This window comes from Variovorax sp. Varisp41 (assembly GCF_047325085.1).
Lineage (GTDB): Bacteria > Pseudomonadota > Gammaproteobacteria > Burkholderiales > Burkholderiaceae_C > Variovorax.
Genome location: NZ_CP168541.1, coordinates 662,893 through 685,615, shown reverse-complemented (window position 1 = coordinate 685,615; position 22,723 = coordinate 662,893). Strand labels below are relative to the sequence as shown.

At 70.8% G+C, this 22,723-nt stretch carries 24 protein-coding genes; 11 read left to right on the top strand and 13 right to left on the bottom strand.

The features are described 5' to 3' along the window. Position 1 precedes the first annotated feature (1 nt). Positions 2 to 1,213 (bottom strand): acyl-CoA dehydrogenase family protein, encoded by a 1,212-nt coding sequence (locus ACEN9J_RS34330; RefSeq protein WP_413765539.1) that lies wholly within the window; start codon positions 1,211 to 1,213, stop codon positions 2 to 4. A 98-nt stretch (positions 1,214 to 1,311) separates the two neighbouring features. Next, a complete protein-coding gene (locus ACEN9J_RS34325) occupies positions 1,312 to 2,553 on the bottom strand; it encodes an acyl-CoA dehydrogenase family protein (RefSeq protein WP_413765538.1) in 1,242 nt (413 codons plus the stop codon). Between the two features lie 284 nt (positions 2,554 to 2,837). Between ACEN9J_RS34325 and msuE the strand changes: the two genes are divergently transcribed. After that, positions 2,838 to 3,434: an FMN reductase gene (gene msuE, locus ACEN9J_RS34320; protein ID WP_093352586.1), complete on the top strand. Its 597-nt coding sequence runs from the start codon at positions 2,838 to 2,840 to the stop codon at positions 3,432 to 3,434. A 24-nt stretch (positions 3,435 to 3,458) separates the two neighbouring features. Here msuE and ACEN9J_RS34315 read toward each other — a convergent pair whose 3' ends face one another. Next, on the bottom strand, positions 3,459 to 3,803 hold the full coding sequence (locus tag ACEN9J_RS34315; protein ID WP_413765537.1) for a DUF3088 domain-containing protein: 345 nt from the start codon (positions 3,801 to 3,803) through the stop codon (positions 3,459 to 3,461). Between the two features lie 131 nt (positions 3,804 to 3,934). On the opposite strand from ACEN9J_RS34315, the gene ACEN9J_RS34310 reads away from it, so the two are divergent. The 4 genes from ACEN9J_RS34310 to ACEN9J_RS34295 all read left to right on the top strand — a co-directional run bounded on the left by ACEN9J_RS34310 (position 3,935) and on the right by ACEN9J_RS34295 (position 7,770). After that, the gene (locus ACEN9J_RS34310) at positions 3,935 to 5,008 is read left to right on the top strand and encodes an LLM class flavin-dependent oxidoreductase (RefSeq protein ID WP_413765536.1); all 1,074 of its coding nucleotides are present in this window, start codon (positions 3,935 to 3,937) and stop codon (positions 5,006 to 5,008) included. A 15-nt stretch (positions 5,009 to 5,023) separates the two neighbouring features. Then, on the top strand, positions 5,024 to 6,133 hold the full coding sequence (locus tag ACEN9J_RS34305; RefSeq protein WP_413765535.1) for an LLM class flavin-dependent oxidoreductase: 1,110 nt from the start codon (positions 5,024 to 5,026) through the stop codon (positions 6,131 to 6,133). 31 nt (positions 6,134 to 6,164) lie between these two features. Further along, a complete protein-coding gene (locus ACEN9J_RS34300; protein WP_413765534.1) occupies positions 6,165 to 7,067 on the top strand; it encodes a class I SAM-dependent methyltransferase in 903 nt (300 codons plus the stop codon). Positions 7,068 to 7,227: 160 nt separating this feature from the next. Further along, positions 7,228 to 7,770, top strand: a complete 543-nt coding sequence (locus ACEN9J_RS34295) for a hypothetical protein (RefSeq protein WP_057591196.1) — start codon at positions 7,228 to 7,230, stop codon at positions 7,768 to 7,770. A gap of 77 nt (positions 7,771 to 7,847) precedes the next feature. Here the strand turns inward: ACEN9J_RS34295 and ACEN9J_RS34290 are convergent, their stop codons facing one another. After that, positions 7,848 to 8,228 (bottom strand): RidA family protein, encoded by a 381-nt coding sequence (locus ACEN9J_RS34290; RefSeq protein ID WP_413765533.1) that lies wholly within the window; start codon positions 8,226 to 8,228, stop codon positions 7,848 to 7,850. A gap of 254 nt (positions 8,229 to 8,482) precedes the next feature. Between ACEN9J_RS34290 and ACEN9J_RS34285 the strand changes: the two genes are divergently transcribed. From ACEN9J_RS34285 to ACEN9J_RS34275, 3 genes are all read left to right on the top strand, one after another. Beyond that, complete coding sequence (locus ACEN9J_RS34285; protein WP_261211142.1) at positions 8,483 to 8,938, top strand: surface-adhesin E family protein; 456 nt, start codon at positions 8,483 to 8,485, stop codon at positions 8,936 to 8,938. Positions 8,939 to 9,045: 107 nt separating this feature from the next. Then, positions 9,046 to 9,366 carry a hypothetical protein gene (locus ACEN9J_RS34280; protein ID WP_261211143.1) on the top strand — a complete coding sequence of 107 codons (321 nt, stop codon included), beginning with the start codon at positions 9,046 to 9,048 and terminating at the stop codon, positions 9,364 to 9,366. Then, complete coding sequence (locus tag ACEN9J_RS34275; protein ID WP_413765532.1) at positions 9,350 to 10,084, top strand: Fic/DOC family protein; 735 nt, start codon at positions 9,350 to 9,352, stop codon at positions 10,082 to 10,084. Before ACEN9J_RS34280 ends, ACEN9J_RS34275 begins: the two co-directional genes overlap by 17 nt. Before the next feature lie 128 nt (positions 10,085 to 10,212). On the opposite strand, the gene ACEN9J_RS34270 is transcribed toward ACEN9J_RS34275, so the two are convergent. Next, complete coding sequence (locus tag ACEN9J_RS34270) at positions 10,213 to 11,724, bottom strand: CoA-acylating methylmalonate-semialdehyde dehydrogenase (protein ID WP_261211145.1); 1,512 nt, start codon at positions 11,722 to 11,724, stop codon at positions 10,213 to 10,215. Positions 11,725 to 11,849: 125 nt separating this feature from the next. Here ACEN9J_RS34270 and ACEN9J_RS34265 point away from each other — a divergent pair, with 125 nt between their 5' ends. The 3 genes from ACEN9J_RS34265 to ACEN9J_RS34255 are packed head-to-tail and all read left to right on the top strand — an operon-like array spanning position 11,850 to position 16,643. Further along, positions 11,850 to 12,794, top strand: a complete 945-nt coding sequence (locus ACEN9J_RS34265) for a LysR family transcriptional regulator (protein WP_057592669.1) — start codon at positions 11,850 to 11,852, stop codon at positions 12,792 to 12,794. A gap of 58 nt (positions 12,795 to 12,852) precedes the next feature. Then, positions 12,853 to 13,986, top strand: a complete 1,134-nt coding sequence (locus tag ACEN9J_RS34260) for a metallophosphoesterase family protein (RefSeq protein ID WP_057592670.1) — start codon at positions 12,853 to 12,855, stop codon at positions 13,984 to 13,986. Next, positions 13,983 to 16,643, top strand: a complete 2,661-nt coding sequence (locus ACEN9J_RS34255; RefSeq protein WP_413765531.1) for an AAA family ATPase — start codon at positions 13,983 to 13,985, stop codon at positions 16,641 to 16,643. The genes ACEN9J_RS34260 and ACEN9J_RS34255 overlap by 4 nt, the downstream gene beginning before the upstream one ends. 21 nt (positions 16,644 to 16,664) lie before the next feature. Here the strand turns inward: ACEN9J_RS34255 and ACEN9J_RS34250 are convergent, their stop codons facing one another. The 8 genes from ACEN9J_RS34250 to ACEN9J_RS34215 form a co-directional block, all read right to left on the bottom strand. Then, a complete protein-coding gene (locus tag ACEN9J_RS34250; RefSeq protein ID WP_057592671.1) occupies positions 16,665 to 16,901 on the bottom strand; it encodes a hypothetical protein in 237 nt (78 codons plus the stop codon). A 118-nt stretch (positions 16,902 to 17,019) separates the two neighbouring features. Continuing rightward, positions 17,020 to 17,484, bottom strand: a complete 465-nt coding sequence (locus tag ACEN9J_RS34245) for a carboxymuconolactone decarboxylase family protein (protein WP_057592721.1) — start codon at positions 17,482 to 17,484, stop codon at positions 17,020 to 17,022. 120 nt (positions 17,485 to 17,604) lie between these two features. Then, positions 17,605 to 19,026: a PLP-dependent aminotransferase family protein gene (locus tag ACEN9J_RS34240; RefSeq protein ID WP_413765530.1), complete on the bottom strand. Its 1,422-nt coding sequence runs from the start codon at positions 19,024 to 19,026 to the stop codon at positions 17,605 to 17,607. Positions 19,027 to 19,042: 16 nt separating this feature from the next. Next, a complete protein-coding gene (locus ACEN9J_RS34235) occupies positions 19,043 to 19,831 on the bottom strand; it encodes a class II aldolase/adducin family protein (protein WP_413765529.1) in 789 nt (262 codons plus the stop codon). A 44-nt stretch (positions 19,832 to 19,875) separates the two neighbouring features. Further along, positions 19,876 to 20,844: a Bug family tripartite tricarboxylate transporter substrate binding protein gene (locus ACEN9J_RS34230; protein ID WP_413765528.1), complete on the bottom strand. Its 969-nt coding sequence runs from the start codon at positions 20,842 to 20,844 to the stop codon at positions 19,876 to 19,878. Positions 20,845 to 20,861: 17 nt separating this feature from the next. Beyond that, positions 20,862 to 21,845, bottom strand: a complete 984-nt coding sequence (locus tag ACEN9J_RS34225; protein ID WP_413765527.1) for a Bug family tripartite tricarboxylate transporter substrate binding protein — start codon at positions 21,843 to 21,845, stop codon at positions 20,862 to 20,864. A gap of 80 nt (positions 21,846 to 21,925) precedes the next feature. Further along, entirely contained in the window at positions 21,926 to 22,120 is a 195-nt protein-coding gene (locus ACEN9J_RS34220; protein WP_093352531.1) for a hypothetical protein, read from the bottom strand. A gap of 9 nt (positions 22,121 to 22,129) precedes the next feature. Beyond that, the gene (locus ACEN9J_RS34215; RefSeq protein ID WP_413765526.1) at positions 22,130 to 22,720 is read right to left on the bottom strand and encodes a 3-phenylpropionate/cinnamic acid dioxygenase subunit beta; all 591 of its coding nucleotides are present in this window, start codon (positions 22,718 to 22,720) and stop codon (positions 22,130 to 22,132) included. Between the last annotated feature and the right edge of the window lie 3 nt (positions 22,721 to 22,723).

Sequence of the window (22,723 nt, the reverse complement as noted above, 5' to 3'; positions counted from 1 at the left end):
CTCAGCCCTGGGCCGGCTCGCCGAGCACGCCCAGGTAGCTCTTGCCGATCACGTCGTGGCTGGCGATGGAGTTCGGCGGATGGAACGGGCCCGAGCGCACGTCGCGCACCAGGCGTTCGAGCTCGTTGCGCCGCAGCAGCGAGGAGGCGCCGACGACATCGGTCGCGAGGTCGACCACGCGCCGCGCGCCGTCCACCGCATGCTGCTTGGCCGCCAGCAGCTTGGCGGGCCACAGCGGGCCGTGGTCCGCGCCCTCGGCCCAGTCGCGCGCGGTGCGCTCGAGCAGGGCCTCGATGCTGTCGAGCTCGATCGCGGCACGCGCCACCGCGAACTGCGCGGCCGGATGGTGGGCGTAGCTCTTGCCCCCGAGCGCGGCCGAGTGGCGCTTGCGCGCCGATTCGAGCGCGAGGTCGAAGGCCCGGCGCGCGATGCCGAAGTAGACGGCGGCGATCGGCAGGATCGCGGCGCCGAAGATGCCGTCGACGAAGGGATCGCTGGGCGGGCCGGCCGGTAGCACGCGCGACACGTAGGCCGCCTGCGCCACCGCGCCCTCGAGCACCGTGTCGTCGCTGCGCGTGGCGCGCACGCCGAGCGCGTCCCAGGTCGCCTCGGTGCGGTGGCCCGGGTCGGCGCGGCGGATGAAGGCATGCACGATGCGCGGCCGCGCGGGATCGGAGTCGTCGAGGCCGTGCACGCCGAGCCAGTCCCAGACCGGCGCCAGCGAGGTGAACACCTTGCGGCCGTCGAAGCGGTAGTCGCCGCCGGGCAGCGGCTGCGCCTTCACCGTCGAGCCGGCCAGGCCCAGGTCGTTGTTGGGTTCGCCGTGGCCGGCCGCGAAGATCCTGCCGTCGACGATCTCGCGCAGGATCCAGTCGGTGGAATGGTCGCCGCGCGCATGCAGGTAGGCGGCCGTGCCGCTCCAGTACAGGTGCATGTTGATGGCCAGGGCCGTGGCCGGCGCGAAGTAGGCCAGCCGCGACTGCTCGCGCAGCACCGCGGGCAGGTCGAGCCCGAGGCCGCCGAGCGCCTTGGGCACCCAGAGCTTCAGGTAGTTGGCGCGCCGCAGGTCCTCGAGGTCCTCGTCGAAGAAGCGGCCCTCGCGGTCGTAGCCGGCCGCGCGCGCGCCGATGCGTTCGAGAACGGATTCGGCGAGGACGGGCGGCTCGTCGTTGCGGCCGGCACGCGGGGCCGGGTGGGCGGTGGCAAGGCTCATGGCGATCTCCTGGAGGACAACGGCGATGGCCCGAAAGTACCCGCGGGTAGAACGGGGCGGAAGGAAGCGATTCGTCTATCCATATCCGCCGGCCGCGTTCAGCTCCTGCCGACGCGGTAGAAGGTCGGCGGCGGCGTGCCATTGACCGCGAAGGCGCCGACCTGGCGCTCGCGGTAGACGCGCGGGTTGTGCGAGGAGATGGTGCGCGCGTTGCGCCAGTAGCGGTCCAGCCCGTGGGTGCGCAGCGTGGCCGAGGCGCCGAGCGCGTCGAACAGCTCGGTGCTCGCGTCGAGCACCAGCCGCGTGACGACCGAGACCGCCTGGTCGACCTCCACGTGCGAGGCGGCCGCGGCAGCGGCGCGCGCCTCGTCGGGCAGCGAAGCATCGAGGTGCGCATCGTGCGCGCGCTGCAGCGCGCCGGCCGCCTGCAGCATGATCGCGCTCGCGCCATAGGCCGCGCTGCGGCCGCGGCCCACCACCTGCAGGATCTGCGGATCGTCGGACACGCGCGCGGCATTGCCGTGGCTGTAGCTGCGGTCGCGCTCGCGCACGCGCTGCGCGAGGTCGTCGCTCGAGGCGCGCGCGATGCCGGCCAGCGAAGCCAGGTGCACGGTCTGGAAGTAGGGCGAGGCGTAGGGAAAGCGCTGCTTGCTCGGGTTGACCCACAGCGGATCGATCGCCACGTCCTCGAAGGTGGCGGTGCCGCTCGCGGTGAGCGCCTGGCCGAAGCCGTCCCAGTCGTCGAGCACCTGCACGCCCGCGGCCTGGCGCGGCACCGAGATCATCGTGGGCTGGCCTTCGTCGTCGTCGGCCACGGCGTTGATCCAGTCGGCGAACAGCGAACCGGTGGTGTAGAACTTGCGCCCGTCGAGCCGCAGCCCGCGCGGCGTGGCGCGCAGCCGGGTCGAGAAGGCGCCGACCTTGGCGTCGCCGGTCTCCGAGAAGCCCGAGCCCACGAGCTCGCCCGCGGCGAGCCGCTCGAGCCAATGCGTGCGCCACGGCGACTCGGGCGCGAGCAGCACGTCCTCGGTGAAGCCGAAGTGCGCGCGCAGGGCGTTGACCACGTTGGTGTCGGCCGCGCCGAGCTCGGTCAGCAGCGCTAACAGTTCGACCAGGCTGGCGTCGGCGCCGCCGCGTTCGACCGGCAGGCGCAGCCGCGCGACGCCGGCTTCGCGCAGCCAGCCGATCTCCTCGTGCGGCAGCTGGTGCGCGAGGTCGCGCGCCACCGCGCCCTCGCGGATGCGCGCGAACACGGCGCGGAACGGCCGCGCGAGTTCGTCGTAGCGCGCGCTGGGCGGTGCGCCCCAGGGATGATCGATGGCGGAGGTGGGGAGCGTCATGCGGGGGAAGAGAGAAGAGGGGGAGGGAGAGGGCCGGCGCGATTCTGGGACGCGCATCGGCCGCGCGGAACGAACGATTGCGCACATCCATATGCGGCCCATATGCGGCTTCTCCCATGGCCGCCGCGCATGCCTGCCATGCGCGCGGCGCACCCCGTGCGGCGCATAGACGAAGTTCGCAGAAGCACATGCGAAAGTCGAGGTTCACGCGCCGCGCACGGCGCGCAGAATGGCCGCAGCCCTAGTCTGCACACGCGCAGCCCGCCGGCCGCGCCATCCATCCCATGCCCCAAACCCCCCTCAAGATCGTCGCCCTGTCCGGCGGCCTGCAACGCCCCTCGCGCACCCTGGTGCTGGTCGAGGAGCTGATCGAAGGCATCGCCCAGGCGATCCCGGTCGAGAGCCGCGTGATCGAGATCGGCAACCTGGTGCCGCAGTTCGGCGCCGTGCTCTACCGCCCGCAATTGCCGGCCGCGGTCGAGGAAGCCCTCGTGGCCCTCGAGTCGGCCGACCTGGTGATCGCCGCCAGCCCCGTGTTCCGCGGCGCCTACAGCGGCCTGTTCAAGCACTTCCTCGACTTCGTGCACCACGATGCGCTGATCGACAAGCCGGTGTTGCTGGCCGCGACCGGCGGCAGCGAGCGACATGCGCTGGTGATCGACCACCAGCTGCGGCCGCTGTTCAGCTTCTTCCAGTCGCACACGCTGCCGATCGGTGTCTACGCCACCGACCGCGATTTCGAGAACTACCAGGTGCGCAGCGAGCTGCTGCGCGCGCGCATCGCGCTGGCGGTCTCGCGTGCGCTGCCGGTGCTGCGGCAGCTGCAGCCGCAGGCCGAGCGCGCCGCCGCGCCGCGACCGCAATTGCACGCGGTGGCCTGAAGCCGGGCCGCGCCCGCTCGGGGGTCAATGCACCTTCGGAAAACCGTGGCGCTCGGCCAGCAGCGCGAGGATGCGGCGCGTGTCGGTCACGAAGCGCAGGGCGCCGAGCGACTGCGCGTCGGCCGGTGCCGGCGACTCGTCGCCGAACACCAGCACCGGCAGGCTCTGGTGCGCCTCATCGAGCACCGCCACCACGGCCGCGCGCGGGCGCGGGAACGGCAGCCGGTGCACCTCGATGCGCGCGGCCTGTTCGGGCGCCGAGGCCAGCAGCCCCTCGATGGGCAGGCCATCGGGGCAGACGAAGGCATCGCCCGGGTGCTTGTCGTCGGTGAAGCCTGCCTCGAGCAGGAAGAGTCGGTCGCGGCTCATGCGAGAAATCCTTTGGAAGTCGGTGAAATGAAGAACCCAACGATGGAGCGAAGCCGCTCGCGGGCGAACGAAGAAAAGCACATGTGCATATCCGCATCGCGCGCTTGCGTTCCGGTGGTGGGGGCACGGCGATGAGCGAACCCACCGAATTCCTCTGGTACGTCCCCAACCAGGTCGTGGCCGGCCATCGCGGCGATGCCGCCGTCGAGGGCCACAACAGCCTCGATACGCTGACCCGGCATGCGCTGGCGCTCGAGGCGCATGGCTGGAAGGGCGCGCTGATCGGCGCCGGCTGGGGCCGGCCCGACACCTTCACGGTGGCGACCGCGCTGGCCGCGCGCAGCACCAGTTTCGAGCCGTTGATCGCGATCCGCCCGGGCTACTGGCGGCCCGCGCAGTTCGCATCGGCCGCGGCCACGCTCGACCACCTGAGCGGCGGCCGCGTGCGCATCAACATCGTCTCGGGCAAGGACCAGCTCGCGGCCTATGGCGACAGCGAGGGCGACCCCGCGCAGCGCTATGCGCGCACGCGCGAGTTCATCCACCTGGTGCGCCGGCTCTGGACCGAGGAGGGCGTGACGTACCGTGGCGAGCACTTCGGCGTGGAGAACGCCACCGTGCAGCCGCGCATCGAGGTGCGCGGCACGCGGCGCCATCCGACGATCTATTTCGGTGGCGCCTCCGAAGCGGCCGAGCGGGTGTCGGCGACCGAGGCCGACGTGCAGCTGTTCTGGGGCGAGCCGCGCGACGGCATCGAGGAACGCATCGAGCGGTTGAAGGCGCTGAGCCGCGGCCTCGACCGCGATCTGCCGCCGCTGCGCTTCGGCCTGCGGGTCACGACGCTGGTGCGCGACACCACCGAGGAAGCCTGGGCCGATGCCGAGGCGAAGGTGGCGCAGATGGCGCGCGGCGCGGCGCCCGGCGAGCCCGACCGCGCGCAGGCCGTGGGCCAGCGCCGGCTGCTGCGGCTGCACGAGCGCGGCGAGGTGCTCGACGACAACCTCTACACCACGCCCGGCAAGTACGGCGGCGGCGGTGCCGCCACCACCTGGCTGGTGGGCTCGGCGCAGGACGTCGCGCGCTCGCTGCGCAAGTACCAGGCGCTGGGCATCACGCATTTCGTGCTGTCCGACACGCCCTACCTCCACGAGATCCGCCGGCAGGGCGAGCAGCTGCTGCCACTGCTGCGCGATGCCGCGGCATAACCCTTCCTCATCGCGATGACCTCTACTTTTTCCAGCGGGCCCGGCCCTCGCTTCGGCATCTGGGCGCTGGTGCACGGCAGCCGCGCCGCGCTGCAGGATCCCGACGAACCCTATGACGCCTCCTGGCGGCGCAACCGCGCGCTGGTGCTCGAGGCCGAGCGGCTCGGTTTCGATTCGGTGCTGGTGGCGCAACACACGGTCAATCCGCACGATGGCGAGAGCGCCCAGCTCGAGGCCTGGACGGCGGCCGCGGCGCTGGCCGCGCTCACTTCGCGCATCGAGATCATCGCGGCCATCAAGCCCTACCTCTATCACCCGGCGGTGCTCGCGAAGATGGCGCTGGGCATCGAGGAGATCAGCGGCGGGCGCTTCGCGATCAACCTCGTCAATGCCTGGAACCGGCCCGAGCTCGAGCGCGCCGGCATTCCCTTCGCCGAGCACGATGCGCGCTATGCCTATGGCCGCGAATGGATCGAGGTGGTGGAGTCGCTGCTGCGCGGCGAGCGCACGCGCTTCGCGGGCGAGCACTTCAAGCTCGACGACTACCGGCTGAGCCCGGCGGGCCTGCACCGTGCGCGGCCGTGCATCTACGTGGGCGGCGAATCGGAGCCGGCGCGCGCGCTGGTGGCCGATCGCGGCGACACCTGGTTCATCAACGGCCAGCCGCTGGCCGACGTGCAGGCGCTGATCGCCGACCTGCGGCGCCGCGAGCGGCCGGCCGGCTGGGCGCCGCTGCAGTTCGGGCTCTCGGCCTTCGTGGTCGCGCGCGAGACCGACGAGGAGGCACGCACCGAGCATGCGCGGCTGCTCGCGCTCGCGGCGCTCGACGCGCCGCTGCGCGCGGCCAACAAACCCAACATCGATCCCAAGGCCGTGATGTTCCAGACCGCGCAGAAGTCGCCGCGCGTGGGCTCGAACGGCGGCACCGCGGCCGAGCTCGTGGGCAGCTACGACAGCGTGGCGCGCCGCATCGAGGCCTTCCACGCGGCCGGCATCGAGCTGTTCATGCTGCAGTTCCAGCCCTTCGAAGCGGAAATGCGCCGCTTCGCCGATCATGTGCTGCCGCGCGTGGCCGGCGCGGCTGCGCGATCGCTCGCGGCACGCGCGGATGCCGCCCTGGCCTGAGAGCGTCCATTTCGAGAAAGAGCAGCGTCCCATGTCCATCGCATCCCTTGTCGCCATGCCCGGCCGTCACTCGGATCGGCGCCGCGCGCTGCTGCTGGGCCTGGCCTCGGCCGCCGTCGCGCCCGTTGCCATGGGCGCGACCGATCCCGCGCTCGCCGCGCTGCAGTCGGCGATCGACGGTCCGCAGCGCAGCGCGGCCAACCGCGCGCGCGACGGTGCGCGGCATCCGCTCGAGACGCTGTCCTTCTTCGGCCTGCGGCCCGAGTGGTCGGTGGTCGAGATCGCACCGGGCGGCGGCTGGTACACCGAGATCCTCGCGCCCTTTCTGAAAGCCCGAGGCCGCCTCTACGCGGCCCATGCGCCGGCCGACGGCACGCCCGAGCAGCAACGCGCCCGCACGGCCTTCGCGAAGAAACTCGCGGACGATCCCGCCAACTACGGCCGCGTGGTGCTCGGCACTTTGCCCACCGACCGCTTCACCGACATCCATCCACCGGGTGGCGCCGACGCGGTGCTGACCTTCCGCAACATCCACAACTGGATCGCCGACGGCCATTTCGACGAGACCTTGCGCGCCTTCTTCGACGTGCTCAAGCCCGGCGGCGTGCTCGGGGTGGAGGAGCATCGCGCGCTGCCTGGCACCTCGCTCGCGCGGACCATCGACAGCGGCTACGTGGCGCAGGACTTCGTGATCGCGCGCGCCCGCGCGGCCGGCTTCGTGTTCGACGGCGAGAGCGAGATCAACGCCAACCCGCGCGACACGCGCGACCATGCGAACGGCGTCTGGGCGCTGCCGCCGACGCTGCGCGGCGGCGAGGTGGAACGCGCGAAGTACCTCGCCATCGGCGAATCGGACCGCATGACGCTGCGTTTCGTGAAGCCGCGGCGCCTCCGGGTACGGGACATCGTCCGGCGGGCGCCTGGGGGGCTCTGACGAACACGCCTCGGCCCCGAGCGGCCGGGGCACTCCCAAATGTGATCGGCCGTAAGCGCGGCCCCGGCGGGGTGCCGCCACCTCCAACAGCATATGGTCGCAAGGCCCGTGGTCTTCGCAGAATCCAGGCTTCTTTGGGACAACCGTCGAGGAGCCGTCAGTGAACGCCACCGTGAAGAGTCATGTCATCCAGATCCTGAAATACGACAGGGCGATCGCGAAGCACAACTTCGCGATCAACAACCTGAGGGTCTGGCCGAGCGCCTACCGTGACGTCGCGCGCGCCGTCGAAACCGGAAAGATCCGGATCGGCACGAACGTCGGGAAGGGCAATGCCGCGGAGTACGACGCCAGATTCGGTGTCATGGACGTGGCGGAAACACTGAACCTGCTCGACGAGCGCGACCGCGCGCTGGTGATCCACGAGGCGACGCATGCGCACCTCGACATGCTGACGCTGGGCAAGCATTCGGGGTACGAGAACGAGGCCATGGGCTATATCGCCGAGGCCCTGTACATCCTGGCGGTCAATGGCCGCGACGTCGGCACGCAGTCGTTCCGGCAGATCGCCAAGGGGATCGCGGCCCAGGTCTTCAAGGGACAGTACGGCATTGCCCAGAAGGACGTCGAGATGCTGACCGCCGACATCGCGAAACAGCGCTTCTATGCCTCGCGGCCGTTCTATGTGAGCGATGGTCTGTGAGCAGGTAGCGGCGAGCGCGGCTCGCTGCCGCCCCGTGCGGTGAGTCGAGGCTGCGCGTTGCCTCTCTTCCCATCCACTCAACCGCGCAGCGCCGTCACCTCGATCTCGATCTTCATGCGCGGATCGGCCAGTCCCGCCGAGATCATCATCGCCGCGGGGCGCACCTCGCCGAAGTACTTGCGCAGCACCGGCCAGCAGGCCTCGAACTCGGCGCCGTTCGGCAGCACGTAGGTCACGCGCACCACGTCGCGCAGGCTGGCGCCGGCTTCCTGCAGCGCCGCCTCGATGTTCTTCAGGCATTGCTCGGTCTGCTCGACCACGTCGTCCGAGATGGTCATGGTGCGGTAGTCGAAGCCCGTGGTGCCCGAGACGAACACCCAGTCGCCCGCGACGACGGCGCGCGAGTAGCCGATCTGCTGTTCGAAGGTGGAGCCGGAGCTGATGAGCTTTCTGGTCATGGGTGCGATCCTTTGCAAATTCGGTGGGTCATGCGTTGACGTCATGTCGGAAAACGCCTCGGCATGCGGCCGGCGCGCAAGCTTTGTCCGGCGTCGGGCGGGCCAACGGCATGCTTTCCGCAGGTCCTCCACGTCGGCGTCCGACAAATCCGGCAGGCCCCAAACTGTAAATTCCTGTGTCAGCGAACCGGATTCTTCGGTTATTTTCCCTGCCGACCTGGCGGGGCCCGGTCGCGACAACGAGGAGCAAACGCGTGAGGCATTGGTGGCTGGCGGCGGGTCTTTCAGTGGCGGGCAGCCTGGCATGGGCGCAGCCCGCATGGTTCACCGTGGTCGGCGATCCGCTCGACAAGGCGGCCGACACGGTGCAGGTCGATCCCAACCGCATCGCGGCACCGCCGCCCGCGGAAGGCGAAGCCGCGCCCGAGAAGCCGCTGATCGAGATGAACGTGCGCGTGAACCGCTCGGGCCCGCGCTTCAACTGGGACCGCATCCCCTATCGCTCGTACGAATCGCGCGTGGTCTTCGACTGCCAGGCGAAAAGCGCGACCTACGTGCAGGCGCGCTTCTATGCCGAGCCGCTGTGGCGCGGCGAGCCGCACCATGTGGCCGACTACAGCGCCTCGCCCAAGCCGATGCGTTTTCTCGACATGACGCCGAATCCGACGGCGCGGATCGTGCGGGCGGCTTGCCGGATGCGGGCGAGCTGAGTCGGCTGGCCGTCGGTTCGTTGGCAGCATGTAAGTTGTTGATGTAATTGAGGTTTTTGAATAATTTTCGGGCGGGGTGATAAAATGCGGGGGCCATCGACACACCCATGAAACTCCAGGATCGCACGCACACGCCTTCGCGCGCGCACAAGGGGCACATGCTCCCCCGCGGTCTGGTGCTGCCTGTCAGCGGTGTCGAGGCCTTCGTCCGGAATCTCGCGCACGAGCTCGGTGTGCGCTACACCCGCACACCGGCCGATCAATGGGCGGACACGGTCACGCGGCTGGCGGGCGACGAGGTCCGCTCCGGCGATGTGCAGGACCTGCTCATTGCATTGAAGCGGGCGGGCAAGCTCTCCACCCAGGACATGGCCACCTTGCTGGTCAATCACCTGCGCGAACAGAAGCAGCGTGTTCGATCCGTTTAAGGACTTCGACGAGCGGGGCTACCTCCGCAATCTCTACACGGAGAAAGACCCGCAGATCGTCCAGGAACTCGAGCACCAGCTGTTTCGAGCGGGGCTCGATGAAGCGTTGGCATTCCTCGCGACGCGGCGGACCGTGGCCTACGCGGAGTTCCTGGAAGTTCACAGGATCCTGTTCTCGGCCTTCTATCCCTGGGCGGGACAGGACCGGGCGGCCACGGCGCCCGATTCGGCCGTCTCCAAGGCCGGCACGTGGTTCAGTCATCCGCGCGATGCGCGTCGCGCGGTGGAGGCCGGACTGCGCATGGCCGCCAACCCGCGGCAATTGCGGCAGCGGCCCGGAGAGGTCATGGGGCTGTTCGCCTATGGGCATCCGTTTCTGGACGGCAACGGGCGGACGATGCTCGTGATCCATAGCGAGCTGTGCCATCGCGCCGGTTTCTGCATCGAGTGGCACCGGACACGGAAGGCCGACTACCTTGCGGCACTGAGCGCGGAGATCGCGTCGCCGGGCAAGGGGATCCTCGATGCGTATCTGCTGGCGTTCGTGGGCGTGCCGCAGGAGCGGCACCTGTGGGGCGGCGCGATCGGTGGGCTGCCGGGTCTGAGCGGCCGAGGCATCGAGGACACCGTCGAGGGCGAATACACCGATGAGCAGGTGTCGCAGAAGTACCGCGAGTTCGAGCAGCAACGGGACTACCGCATCGACCCCGACGTATGAAGCAGTCCCCATTCCGTCGTCGGCCCGTGCCATGACCCCCAATGCACGCAGCCGCCAACGGGTTCCCCGGCGGCGGCTGCATTGCCCCTCGAGGGGGCGTTCAATCAGCGAACGAAACGTCGAGTCGCTTACTTTGCCGTAGGCATCACGAACTCCGCCCCCTTCGGCGTGCTCTCGGGCCAGCGCTGCATGATCGACTTCTGCTTGGTGTAGAAGCGCACGCCTTCCTCGCCATAGGCGTGCATGTCGCCGAACAGCGAGCGCTTCCAGCCGCCGAAGCCGTGCCAGGCCATCGGCACCGGGATCGGCACGTTGATGCCGACCATGCCGACCTGGATGCGGCGGCCGAATTCGCGTGCCACGTTGCCGTCGCGGGTGAAGCAGCTCACGCCGTTGCCGAATTCGTGGTCATTGACGAGGTCGACGGCGTCCTTGAAGTTGGCGACGCGCACGCACGACAGCACCGGGCCGAAGATCTCTTCCTTGTAGATGCGCATCTCGGGCGTGACGTGGTCGAACAGGGTGCCGCCCATCCAGAAGCCGTCGTCGCAGCCCTTGCCGGCCTTGGCGCCGTCGAACTGGCGGCCATCGACCAGCAGCTTCGCGCCTTCCTTCTCGCCCTGGGCGATGTAGCCGGTGATGCGCTCGTGCGCGGCACGCGTGACGATCGGGCCCATCTCGGCCTCGAGGTTCTCGCCGTCGAGCACCTTCAGCGTCTTGGTGCGCTCGATCAGCTTGGGCATGATCTTCTCGGCCGCGTCACCCACCAGCACCGCCACGCTGATCGCCATGCAGCGTTCGCCGGCCGAGCCGTAGCCCGCGCCGATCAGCGCGTCGACGGCCTGGTCGATGTCGGCGTCGGGCATCACCACCATGTGGTTCTTGGCGCCGCCCAGGGCCTGCACGCGCTTGCCGTGGCGCGCGCCGGTCTCGTAGATGTAGTTGGCGATCGGGGTCGAGCCCACGAAGCTGACGGCCTTGACGTCGGGATGCTCGAGCAGCGCGTCGACCGCGGCCTTGTCGCCCTGCACCACGTTGAACACGCCGTCGGGCAGGCCGGCCTGCTTGAGCAGCTCGGCGATGCGCAGCGAGGGGCTCGGGTCGGTCGGGCTGGGCTTGAGGATGAAGGTGTTGCCCGCGGCGATCGCCACCGGGAACATCCACATCGGCACCATCACCGGGAAGTTGAAGGGCGTGATGCCCGCGACCACGCCCAGCGGCTGGCGCAGGGTCCAGTTGTCGATGCCGGTCGAGACCTGGTCGGTGAAGTCGCCCTTGAGCAGCTGCGGAATGCCGCAGGCGAACTCGACGATGTCGATGCCGCGGCTGACTTCGCCCTGCGCGTCGGTGAACACCTTGCCGTGCTCGGCGGTGATCAGGTGGGCCAGCTCGTCCTTGTGCTGGTTGAGCAGCTCGAGGAACTTGAACATCACGCGCGCGCGGCGCAGCGGCGGGGTGTCGGCCCAGGCCGGGAAGGCGGCCTGCGCGGCGGCCACGGCGGCGGCGACCTGGCTGGCATCGGCCAGGCCGGCGCGGCCGGTGACGGCGCCGGTGGCCGGGTTGGTCACGTCCTGCGTGCGGCCCGAGGTGTTGGCGACGGCCTTGCCGGCGATGTAGTGATCGATGGACTGGATGGGCATGGTGCGTGTCTCTGGTGTGAAAGGAGGCGGGAATGCGGGGGATCGAGGGCAGTTTAGGCAGCGAGGCCGCCGCCGCCTAGACGCGAAGCTTGAACTTATTGTTTGCGATAGTGAACAATGGATCCATGAAGACCCAAAATATCGAGTCGCTCTGGACCCACCTGCACTGGCTCACGGTGCTGGCGCAGCAGGGCAGCTTCACGGCGGCGGCGCTGCGGCTCAACGTGAGCAAGGCGGCCATGAGCCAGCGCATCGCCGAGCTCGAGCGCGCGGCCGGCGCCTCGCTGGTGCAGCGCACCACGCGCAGCGTGCGGCTCACCGAGGCCGGCCAGCGGCTGGTGGAGGACATGCGCGGGCCCTTCGAGCAGATTGCCCACAGCTTCGAGGGCGTGCGCGACCTGGCCGGCGTGCCGCGCGGGCTGGTGCGCGTCACCGCGCCGGTGGCGCTGGCGCGCCAGCAACTGGTGCCGCGGCTCGCGGCCTTCCTGCGCGCGCAGCCCGAGGTGCGCATCGAGCTCGACATGTCCGATCGCCTGAGCTCGCTCGCGATGGAGGGTTTCGACCTCGCGATCCGCCACACGGCGGCGCCGCCCGACACCCACGTCGCCTGGACCCTGTGCGACACCCGCTCGGTGCTGGTCGCGAGCCGCGCCTACCTGCGTCGCCGCGGCACGCCGCGCGAGCCGCAGGCGCTGGCCGAGCACGACTGCCTGCACTACCCGCGCGCGCAGGAAACGCCGACCTGGCATTTCGAGGCGCGCGCCGCGGCCTCGAAGGCGGCGGTGCAGCGCATCACGGTGCCGGTGTCGGGGCCGCTGGTGGCCAACAACAGCGAGGCGCTGCGCGACGCGGCCGTGAGCGGCCTGGGCATCGCGCTGGTGCCCGACTTCAGCGCGCAGTCGGCGCTGCAGTCGGGCAAGCTGCAGGAGGTGCTGCCGCAATGGCGCTCGGTCGGTGCCTTCGGTGAGAAGCTCTACGCGATCCGCCCCTATGCCACCCATGTGCCGCGCGCGGTGGCCGTGTTCGTGGCCTGGCTGCGCGAGACCCTGGCCGAGGGCTTCGACGCGTGAGCGAAGCACCGACAATGCAACGCCACGGCGCGAGAACGCCGCACCCTCCCATCCTTTCATGACACGTTTTCTTCATACGGCCGACTGGCAGATCGGCCGCCAGTTCGCGAGCTTCGACCCCGAGCACGCGCCGATCCTGGCCGAGGCGCGCATCGCCGTGGTCGAGCGCCTCGCCGCGCTCGCGCTCGAGCACCGGGTCGACGCGGTGCTGGTCGCGGGCGACGTGTTCGATGCCCAGACCGTCTCCGAGCGCACGCTGCGCCGGCTGTTCAATGCACTGGCCGCCTATTCCGGCCCCTGGCTGCTGATTCCCGGCAACCACGACGCCGCGCTGGCCGAGAGCGTGTGGACCCGCGCGCAGCGCCTGGGCGCGGTGCCGTCCCACGTGCATCTGCTGCTCGCGCCCGAGCCGCGCCTGTTCGAGGCCCAGGGCTTCGCGGTGCTGCCCGCGCCGCTCGCGCAGCGTCACACCTACAACGACCTCACGGCCTGGTTCGACGAGGCCGACACGCCCGCGGGCTTGCTGCGCATCGGCCTCGCGCATGGCAGCGTGCAGGGCTTGCTGTCGGAGGACATCGACTCGGCCAACCCGATCGCGCCCGAGCGCGCGGCGAGCGCACGGCTCGACTACCTCGCGCTCGGCGACTGGCACGGCTGCAAGCGCATCGACGCGCGCACCTGGTACGCGGGAACGCCCGAGCCCGACCGTTTCAAGGACAACGGCTCGGGCCAGGCGCTGCTGGTCGAGATCGACGCGCCCGGTGCCGAGCCGCGCGTCACGCAGCTCCAGGTCGGCCGCTTCCGCTGGCAGGCCATCGCCGGCGTGCTGCAGGTCGCGACCGACGTCGATGCGCTCGAAGCGCAGCTCGAGGGGCTCGATGCGCACGACGTGGTCGACCTGCGCGTGCAGGGCCGCATCGACCTCGCGGGGCTGCAGCGGCTGCAGGCCACGATCGGCCGCGCGGAGGCGCGTGCACGCCATCTGCAGGCAGACCTGTCGGCGCTGCGGCTCGAGCCCACCGACGAGGACATCGCCGGCCTGCGCGCCGATGGCTACCTCGGCGAGGTGATGCAGGAACTGCGCGAGGCCCAGGCCGGCGCCGACCCGGCGCAGGCGCGCATCGCGCAGGACGCACTCGCGCTGCTCGCGGCCGAACTCGCGCGCGGCGCGGCGGAGGGGGCCCGGCCATGAAGCTGCAGATCACCCGCTTGCGTGTCGAACAGCTGCGGCGCTTTCGCGCGCCCTTCGAGCTCGATGGCTTCGAGCCCGGGCTCAACATCGTCGCGGCCGCCAACGAGGCCGGCAAGAGCACGCTGGTGCGCGCCATTCGCGCGGCCTTCTTCGAACGCCACCGTTCCACCCAGGTCGAGGACCTGCGCCCCTGGGGCGAGGGCACGGGCGCCGCGCCGCAGGTCGAGCTCGACTTCCTGCTCGACGGCCAGCCGCACCGGCTCATGAAGAGCTTCCTCGCGAAGAAGCGCTGCGTGCTCGATGCCGGCGCGCGCAGCCTCGAGGGCACCGAGGCCGAGGACCACCTGGCGCAGCTGTTCGGCTTCTCGTTCGCGGCCAAGGGCGCGAGCCGGCCCGAGAACTGGGGCATTCCGGGGTTGCTGTGGGTGGAGCAGGGACGCGGCCAGGAGCTCGACGTGAGCCATGCGCGCGACCACCTGCACGATGCGCTGCGCGACCCGGCCGGCGATGCCGCGGCGCCGCTGGCCGCGAGCGGCGGCGATGCGCTGCTCGACAGCCTGCGCGCGCAGCGCGACGAGCTGCTGACCTCGACCGGCAAGCCGCGCGCCGCCTATGCCGAGGTCATCGAGCAGGCCGCCGCGCTGCAGGCGCAGCGTGCCGCGCTCGATGCGCAGATCACCACCTACCGCGAGCAGGTCGACCAGCTCGCGCTGATGCGCCAGCAGCACCAGGCCGACGAGACGGCCCGGCCCTGGGATGCGCTGCGCGAGGAACTGCAGGCCGCGCAGACGCGCAACGAGGCGCTGCAGGCCGGCCAGGCGCAATTGCTTGGCGACCGCGCGCGGCTGCGGCAGTTGCAGGAAACGCGCGACCTGCTCGCCAAGGCGCTCGAGGGCCTGGCGCAGCAGCAGGCGACGGCGCAGGCGCGCGAGCGGGCCGCCGACGAGGCCGAGCGCCAGTTGCGCGAGAGCGACGAGGCCGTGGCCCAGGCGCGCACGCAGGCCGATGCGGCGCAACGGCGCGTCGATGCCGCGCGCGAGGCCTGGCGCGCGGCGAGCCAGGAAGCGCAGCGGCGCGGCCTGCAGCAGCAACTGCAGCAGGCCCAGGCCGAGGTCGTGCGCCATGCCGAGAACCTCGCGCGTGCCGAGGAAGCGCAGGAGCGGCTCGCGGCCCTGCGCGCCACGGCCGGCTCCACACCGGCGATCCAGCCGGCCGAGCTCGATCGGCTGCTCAAGCTCGAGCGCGCCGAGCGCGATGCCGACCTGCGCCGCCAGGCTGTCGCCACGCGATTGCAGTTCATGCTGCCCGAAGGCCAGGCGCTGCGCCTGCAGGCGCGCGGCGAAAGCCACGAGCTGCGCGCCGAGGGCGAACGGCTCGTCGACGCGCCCGCCACGCTGCACCTGCCCGGCGGGGGACAACTGATCATCACGCCCGGCGGCAACGACCTCGCGGGCCTGGCGCGCCAGCATGCCGATGCGCGCGAGGCGCTGCAGGCGGCGCTGCGCTCGCTCGGCGTCGACGAGGTCGCGCAGGCCCAGGCGCGGCAGCGCGCCGCGGCCGACCTCGAGGCCCAGACCCGGCTCGCGCAGCAGGCGCTGGCGATCGTCGCGCCGCGCGGCATCGACACGCTGCGCGGCGAGCATGCCCAGGCGCAGGCCCGCCATGCGGGCGCGCAGGCCGCGCTCGAACGGCTGCCCGCACCGCCCGCGGGCGAGTTGCCCTCGATGGAAGAGGCCGAGGCCGCGCAAGAAGCCGCCGTGGCGGCCGAGCAGGCGCTGCGCAAGACCCTGGGCGAGGCGCAGCGCCGCCAGTCGGCCGCGCAGGGCGCGAGCGAGGCGGCTCGGCGCGAACTGGCCGCGGCCCAGGCCACGCTGGCCGACCCGGGCCGCCAGCAGCGCCAGGCGCAGGCGAACCAGCAACTGCTGGCCGCGAGCGCCGAGGCCGATGCCCTGGCCGCGCGCATCGATCTCACCGAGACCGAATTGCAGGCCGCGCGACCCGACATCGTGCTGCAGGACATCGAGCGGCTGCGGCGCAGCATCGAGCAACTGATGCGCGGCCACCAGCAACGGCGCGAACAGCTGCTGGTGCTCGAGAGCGCCTTGCAGCAGTCCGGTGCCCAGGGCCTCGAGGAACAGCGCGAGGCGCTGGCCGGCCAGCTCGCGCAGGCGCAGCGCCGGCAGGCCGACCTGCAGCGCCGTGCCGAGGCGCTGTCGCTGCTGTGCCGCAAGTTGGAGCAGAAGCGGCAGGCCACGCTGACCCGGCTGCAGGCACCGCTGCAGGCGCGCATGCAGCACTACCTGCCGTTGCTGATGCCCGGCGCCACGGTCGAGATGGATGCGGGACTCGCGCCCGCCACGCTCACGCGCGCGCGCCTGGGCGGCGCGGTGGAGAGCGGTCAGTTGCAGGAGTTGAGCTTCGGCGCGCGCGAGCAGCTGCGGCTCATCAGCCGCTTCGCCTATGCCGACCTGTTGCAGGAGGCGGGCCGTCCGACCCTGCTGATCCTCGACGACGCGCTGGTGCACAGCGATGCGCCGCGCCTGGCGCAGATGAAGCGCGTGCTGTTCGATGCGGCGCAGCGGCACCAGGTGCTGCTGTTCACCTGCCATCCGGAGGATTGGCGCGACATGGGGGTGGCGCTGCGGCCGCTGGCCTGAGCGGGCTTGGCCCGGCTGGCCTTACTTCGCCAGCCCGACCGGCATGCTCGCCAGGGAGATCTCTTCGGGTTGCGTCTGCACCGACACGGCCGACACGGGTGCCTGCGCCACGGCCGCCCGCTCTCGCTGGACCGCGAGGTAGAGGCAGCCCATCGTCACGACCACCACCACCAGCGACACGAGCACGGTCCATGTGGCGAGCGATGCCTCCTTGGGGCCGCCGCCGTCCGTCATCCAGTTCTTTTGCGCCACAGCCATTTGGGAACCTCCGGGAATATGGCGGGAATGATCGTGGCGGGGGCTTGGGGCGGTGCGTCGGACGGCGCCGATGAGGCCTGTAACTGAATGCCTCCTGCGCGTGGGAGCGGCCGCCGCTTCAGGCCTTGGCGGCGGCCACGGCCGCGGCCGGCGTGGCGCGGAAGGTCACGCCAAGGCGGTTGAAAGCATTCATCAGGCCGATGGCATAGGTCAGGTCGACCAGTTCCTTCTCGCTGAATTCGGTTCTGGCGGCCTGGTAGTCGGCATCGGGCACGCCGGTGTCGGCCACGCGGGTCACCGATTCCGACCAGGCCAGCGCGGCGCGTTCGCGCGCGCTGAACACGGCGCCGGCCTCGTGCCACACCGGCACAAGCACCAGCTTGTCGACGGCGAGGCCGCCCTTGAGCAGGTCGCGCGAATGCATGTCGATGCAGTAGGCACAGCCGTTGATCTGCGAAACGCGCAGGTAGACGAGATCGACCAGTTCCTTGGGCAGGCCGCTCTTCTGGAGCGCGGCGTACACCCCGCCGAAGGCCTTGTAGCCTTCGGGCGAAACCTTGGCGTAGTCGATGCGATGGGTCATGACGGAATCCTCTGGATGCGATGTGGCGATGAAGGACTTCATGGTGCCCGTGCTTGGCATAGTTCGAAAGAGCCAAGATCGGCCTTGTGCACTAGGCCATGATCCGGCCTTCCCGCTCGCTCACAGCAGCTTCAGGATCCGCCGCGCCAGCGCCTCGGCCGTGGCCTGCGAATCGACGTTCGTGAACCCCACCATCAGCGCGGGCGCGATGCCCCGGTCGACGGCCCAGTCGGTCAGGGCCTCCGCGAACAGCCCTTCGTCGCGCATGCGCGCGACCAGCCGGCGGTCGGAGCGCCGGCCCTGCAGCCGCAGGATCAGGTGCATGCCTCCGGGCTGTTCGTCGATGCGCACCCTGGCGCCGAGCACGCGCTCGAGGCCGGCGCGCGTGGCATCGCGGCGCTCGGCATAGAGCCTGCGCATGCGCTGGATGTGGCGCGCGAAGTGGCCCTCGGCGATGAAGTCGGCGACGATCGCCTGCGTGAGCTGCGGGCTGCCGCCCGCGAACATCGACAAGGCCTGCTCGAAGCGCCCGACCTGCGCCTCGGGCACGACGAGGTAGGCCAGCCGCAGGCTCGGGAACAGCACCTTGCTGAAGGTGCCGGCATAGATCACGCGGCCGTCGCGGTCCAGGCTCTTGAGCGCGGGCAGCGGGCGGCCGGCATAGCGGTACTCGCCGTCGTAGTCGTCCTCGACGATCCACGACCGGTTGCGCCGGGCCCAGTCGAGCAGCGCGAGCCGGCGCGGCAGCGACAGCGAGACGCACAGCGGGCTCTGGTGCGCGGGCGTGACCACCGCGGCGCGCGCCTTCGGGGCGAGCCGCAGGCCTTCGTCCACCACCAGGCCCTCGGCGTCCACCGGCACCGCCACGCCCGCGAGCCTCATCGCCGCCAGCAGTTCGCGCGTGGGCGGATAGCCGGGGTTCTCGAACCACACGCGGTCGGCCGGTTCGAGCAGCGCCTGCGCGACCAGCTCGAGCGTGTGGCGGTAGCCCGAGGTGAGGAAGACCTGCGCGGGTGCGCAGTCGATGCCGCGCGACACATGCAGGTAGGCGGCGATCCCGGCGCGCAGCGCGGGCAGGCCCGGCACCGCCTGATGCGTCATGTCGATGGGCTGCATCGCGCGCGCGGCGCGTGCGCCGAGTCGTGCCCAGATCTTGCGTGGGAAGACGTCGAGCGCGGGCAGGCCCATCTGGAACGGCAGGATCGAATCGGGCCGGAAGCTCGGCGCGTAGGGCCTGGCCGCGGGCGCGGGCCGTTCGCGCGCCAGGGGCATGCGCGGCCGCAGGCCCGGCGACACCACCGTGCCCGCCTGCCCGCGCGCCTGGATGTAGCCCTCGGCCGCGAGCAGGCCGTAGGCGGCATCGATGGTGCCGCGCGCCAGGCCCAGCTCCTGCGTGAGCGCGCGCGCCGAGGGGATGCGGTCGCCCGGGTTCAGCGTGCCGTTCGCGATGGCGTTGCGAAAGCGTTCGTAGATCTGGCGGTAGAAGGGCTCGGCGGATTCGCGGTCCAGCGGGGGAAGGGTGCCCTTGCTGCCGGCGGCCATGGCGTGCGGCGCCCGCTCAGCCGAACATCGCGCGCGAGATGCCCGCGCGCCGCAGCATGGCCTCGAACACCAGCCGGTTGACGGGGCCGCGCCCCGCGACGCGCGTGGCCGGCACGGTCTCGAGGATCTCGGCGGGAATCGCGCGGTTCGGTCCGCGCCCGGCATCGGAGGCGAGCTGGATCTCGCAGGCGCGCTGCAGGGTCCACAGGCGGTTGAAGGCGGTCGGGATGTCGGGCCCCGCGGCCAGCAGCCCGTGGTTGCGCAGGATCAGGTGGTTGGCCTGGCCGAGCGAGCGCACCAGCCGCGGCTGCTCGTCGAGGTTCGTGGTCACGCCCTCGTAGTCGTGGTAGGCCACGTCGCCGTACATCATCGCGCTGTAGAAGTTGTCGTGCCGCAGGCCCTCTTCCTTCGACGCGACGGCGCAGCCCGCGGTGGTGTGCACGTGCATGATGCAGTGCGCATCGGGCCGCGCGGCATGCACCGCGCTGTGGATCACGAAGCCCGCCTTGTTGACGGTGTAGGCGCTCTCGCTTTGCGAGTTGCCGCCGATGTCGGTGCGGATCAGGTTCAGTGGCGTGACCTCGGCGTAGTGCAGGCCGAAGGGGTTGATGAGGTAGCGCGCTTCCGATCCCTCGCCGGCCTCGTCCACACGCAGCGTGATGTGGTTGAAGATCAGCTCGGTCCAGCCGAGGTGGTCGAACAGCCGGTAGCAGCAGGCCAGGTCGAGCCGGGCGGTCCATTCGGCGGCCGGCATGCCGGCCGGCGCGGGGGGAGCGGGTGGGGCCGAGGCCGCATCCATCGTCATTCGTGTGTCTCCTGGGTTCTTCGTTCGGATCGTGGGTGCGCTGGTCAGTCGACGGTGGCGCCGGTCGACTTGATGACCGCGCCCCAGCGCGTCACTTCCTTGTCGATCCAGCGCGAGAAATCCTCGGGCGAGCCGGCCACCACGTCGAATTCCAGCTCCCGGAGTTTCGCGCTGATCTCGGGCGAGCGCACGATCTTCACGATCTCGGCATTGAGCCGGTCGATCACGGGCCGCGGCGTGCCGCCGGGCGCGAGGAAGCCGACCCACGAGGTGGCGACGAAATCGGGGTAGCCCGACTCGACCATCGTCGGCACCTCGGGCACGTTCGCGAAGCGCTTCTCGCCCGTGGTCGCGATCACGCGCAGCCGGCCGTCCTTGACGAACTGCTGCACGTTGCCCGGCACCAGGAAGGCGCTCTGCACGTTGCCGGCCACGAGGTCGACCAGCGCCGGCCCGGCGCCCTTGTACGGCACGTGCGTGATGTCGACCTGCGCGGCGGACTTCAGCATCTCCATCGTGAGGTGCGAGGCGCTGCCCACCGCCACCGAGGCATACGACAACCCGCCCTTGCGCGCCTTGGCCAGCGCCACGAACTCGGCCGGCGTCTTCGCGGGCAGGTCGGCATTGACCACGAGGTACTGCGGCGAGGTCACGGCCAGCGTGATCGGCGCCAGGTCCTTGCGCGGATCGAAGGGCATCTTGCGGAACAGCGTGGCGTTGATCGCGATCGGCCCGTTGTAGCCCACCAGCAGCGTGTGGCCGTCGGGCGGCGACTTGGCGACGTAGTCGGCGCCGATGTTGCCGCCCGCGCCGGGCCGGTTCTCGACGATCACCGGCTGGCCCAGCGCCTCCTGCAGCTTCGGCTGCACCAGCCGCGCCACCGTGTCGTTGGTGCTGCCGGTGATCGGCACGATGATGCGCACCGGCCTGGTGGGCGCCCAGGGCGCGGCGGTGCTGGCGCCGGCCAGCACGGCGAGGCCGAGCAGGCTTGCGAGCTTCTTGATGCGGTTCATGGCGTCTCCTTGGCGGGCTACTTCTGCGGCGCGGGAATGGAGGCGATCACGCCCGCCCACTTGTCCGACTCGGCGTGGATGAAGCTCTTGAAGCCGGCCGGCCCGAGGTAGCGCGGTTCGGCCGCGAGCCCGACGATCTGAGACTGCACCTCGGGCCTGGCGACCACGGCCTGGATCGCGCCCGCGAGCTTCTCGATCGCCTCGGGCGGTGCCTTGGCGGGCGCGAACAGGCCCATCCACGCGGTTGCCGAGTAGCCGGGCACGCCGCCCTCGGCAAGGGTCGGAATTTCGGGTGCGACCGCGCTGCGCGTGGCGCTGGTCACGCCGAGCGCCACCAGCGCGCCGCTCTTGATGTGCGGATAGGCCGAGGTCAGGTCGACCACCGCCACCGGCAGCTGGCCGCCGAGCAGGTCGGTCACCGCGGGGCCGCTGCCGCGATAGGGCACGGCGACCAGCTTGAGCTTCGCCATGCTGGCCAGCAGTTCGCCCGCGAGGTGCTGCGCCGTGTACTGGCCGGTGGTGCCGTAGCTGGTGCCCTCGGGCGTGGCGCGTGCCTTCTCGATGAAGCCGCGCAGGTCGCGCAGCCCGGTCTTCGCGCCGGCCACCAGCACCAGCGGGATGTCGGCTACCTTCGCGACCGGCGCGAGCTGCTCCTGCGGCTTGAGCGGCGCGGCATCGGGCAGGTTCGGATTGACCACGATCGCGCCGGTGGCGCCCATGCCGATGGTGTAGCCGTCGGGCGCGGACTTCGCCACGCCGATCAGGCCGGTCGCGCCGCCGCCGCCGGGCTTGTTGTCGACCACCACGGGCTGGCCCAGCGCGGTCGAGAGTTCGCGCCCTACGATGCGCGCGATGCCGTCGGCCGAGGCGCCTGGCGCGAAAGGAACGACCAGCGTCACCGGTTTGGAAGGAAAGGGCTGCGCCGTGGCGGCGAAGGCGCAAAGCGCGAGGGCGGCGCTCGCGAGCGCACGCGCGCTCAGGCGCGTCGAAAGGATCTTCATGGGGCTTGTCTCCGGTTCGTGGGTGGCGTCGGCGGACGGCCGGGCTTCGATGGCCCGGTCCTGCCCGTCGTGTGTCGATGTCAGTCGGGCGCGAGGTCCTTGATGTCCTCGCAATGGATCAGCTCTTCGTCGCCCGCGGCGAAGTCGCCGCGCGGCGCGCTCAGGATGCGCAGCTGCACCCAGATGCCGTCGCCCATGTTCTCGACGATCTCGCCGATGGCGCCGCTGCGCAGTTCGAGCCGGCGGCCCGCCTCGAGGTGCATGATGTTCAGCATGGGCGGGCCTCAGAAGAACATGGTGAGGTTCTTGGCCAGCAGCACGTTCTGGCCGAGCCGGATCTCGCGCCGCGCGAGCTGCCACCGGCCGTCCACGCGCCGCAGCACGTCGCTGCGCTTGCCGGCGAAGTAGTACTCCTCGTGCTCGCAGCGGTTCTGGTAGATCAGGAAGCCGCTGAGCACCGACACCTCCTGCTGGCCGGCCGCGTTCTCGCCGATCGCGGTGAGCTGCACGTTGGTGACGAGGCGGCACAGCCGCGACAGCGGCTCCTCGGCCCAGTGCACGCCGGTGAGGATCTGTTCGGCGCGCTTGGTCAGGGTCCACTTGCCCTCGTTGAACCAGCTCATGTCCTTCTCGTAGCGGGTCTTCTCGCGCGTCTCGTGCTGGCCGAACTTGACGTTGAACATCATCGGCATGAAGTACACGAGGTCCTCGGTCAGCGTGTCCAGCCATTCGCGAAAGCGCCGCTGGTCGAGCATCTCGGCCTCGTCGTAGAGGAACTCCTCGATCTCGCGCTTGAGTTCGTAGTAGCGCGCGTCGCGTGGCGGCCTCGGCGGCGGGCTGGCGACGGCGGTCGGTTCGGTGAGGGTCTCGGTCATCGA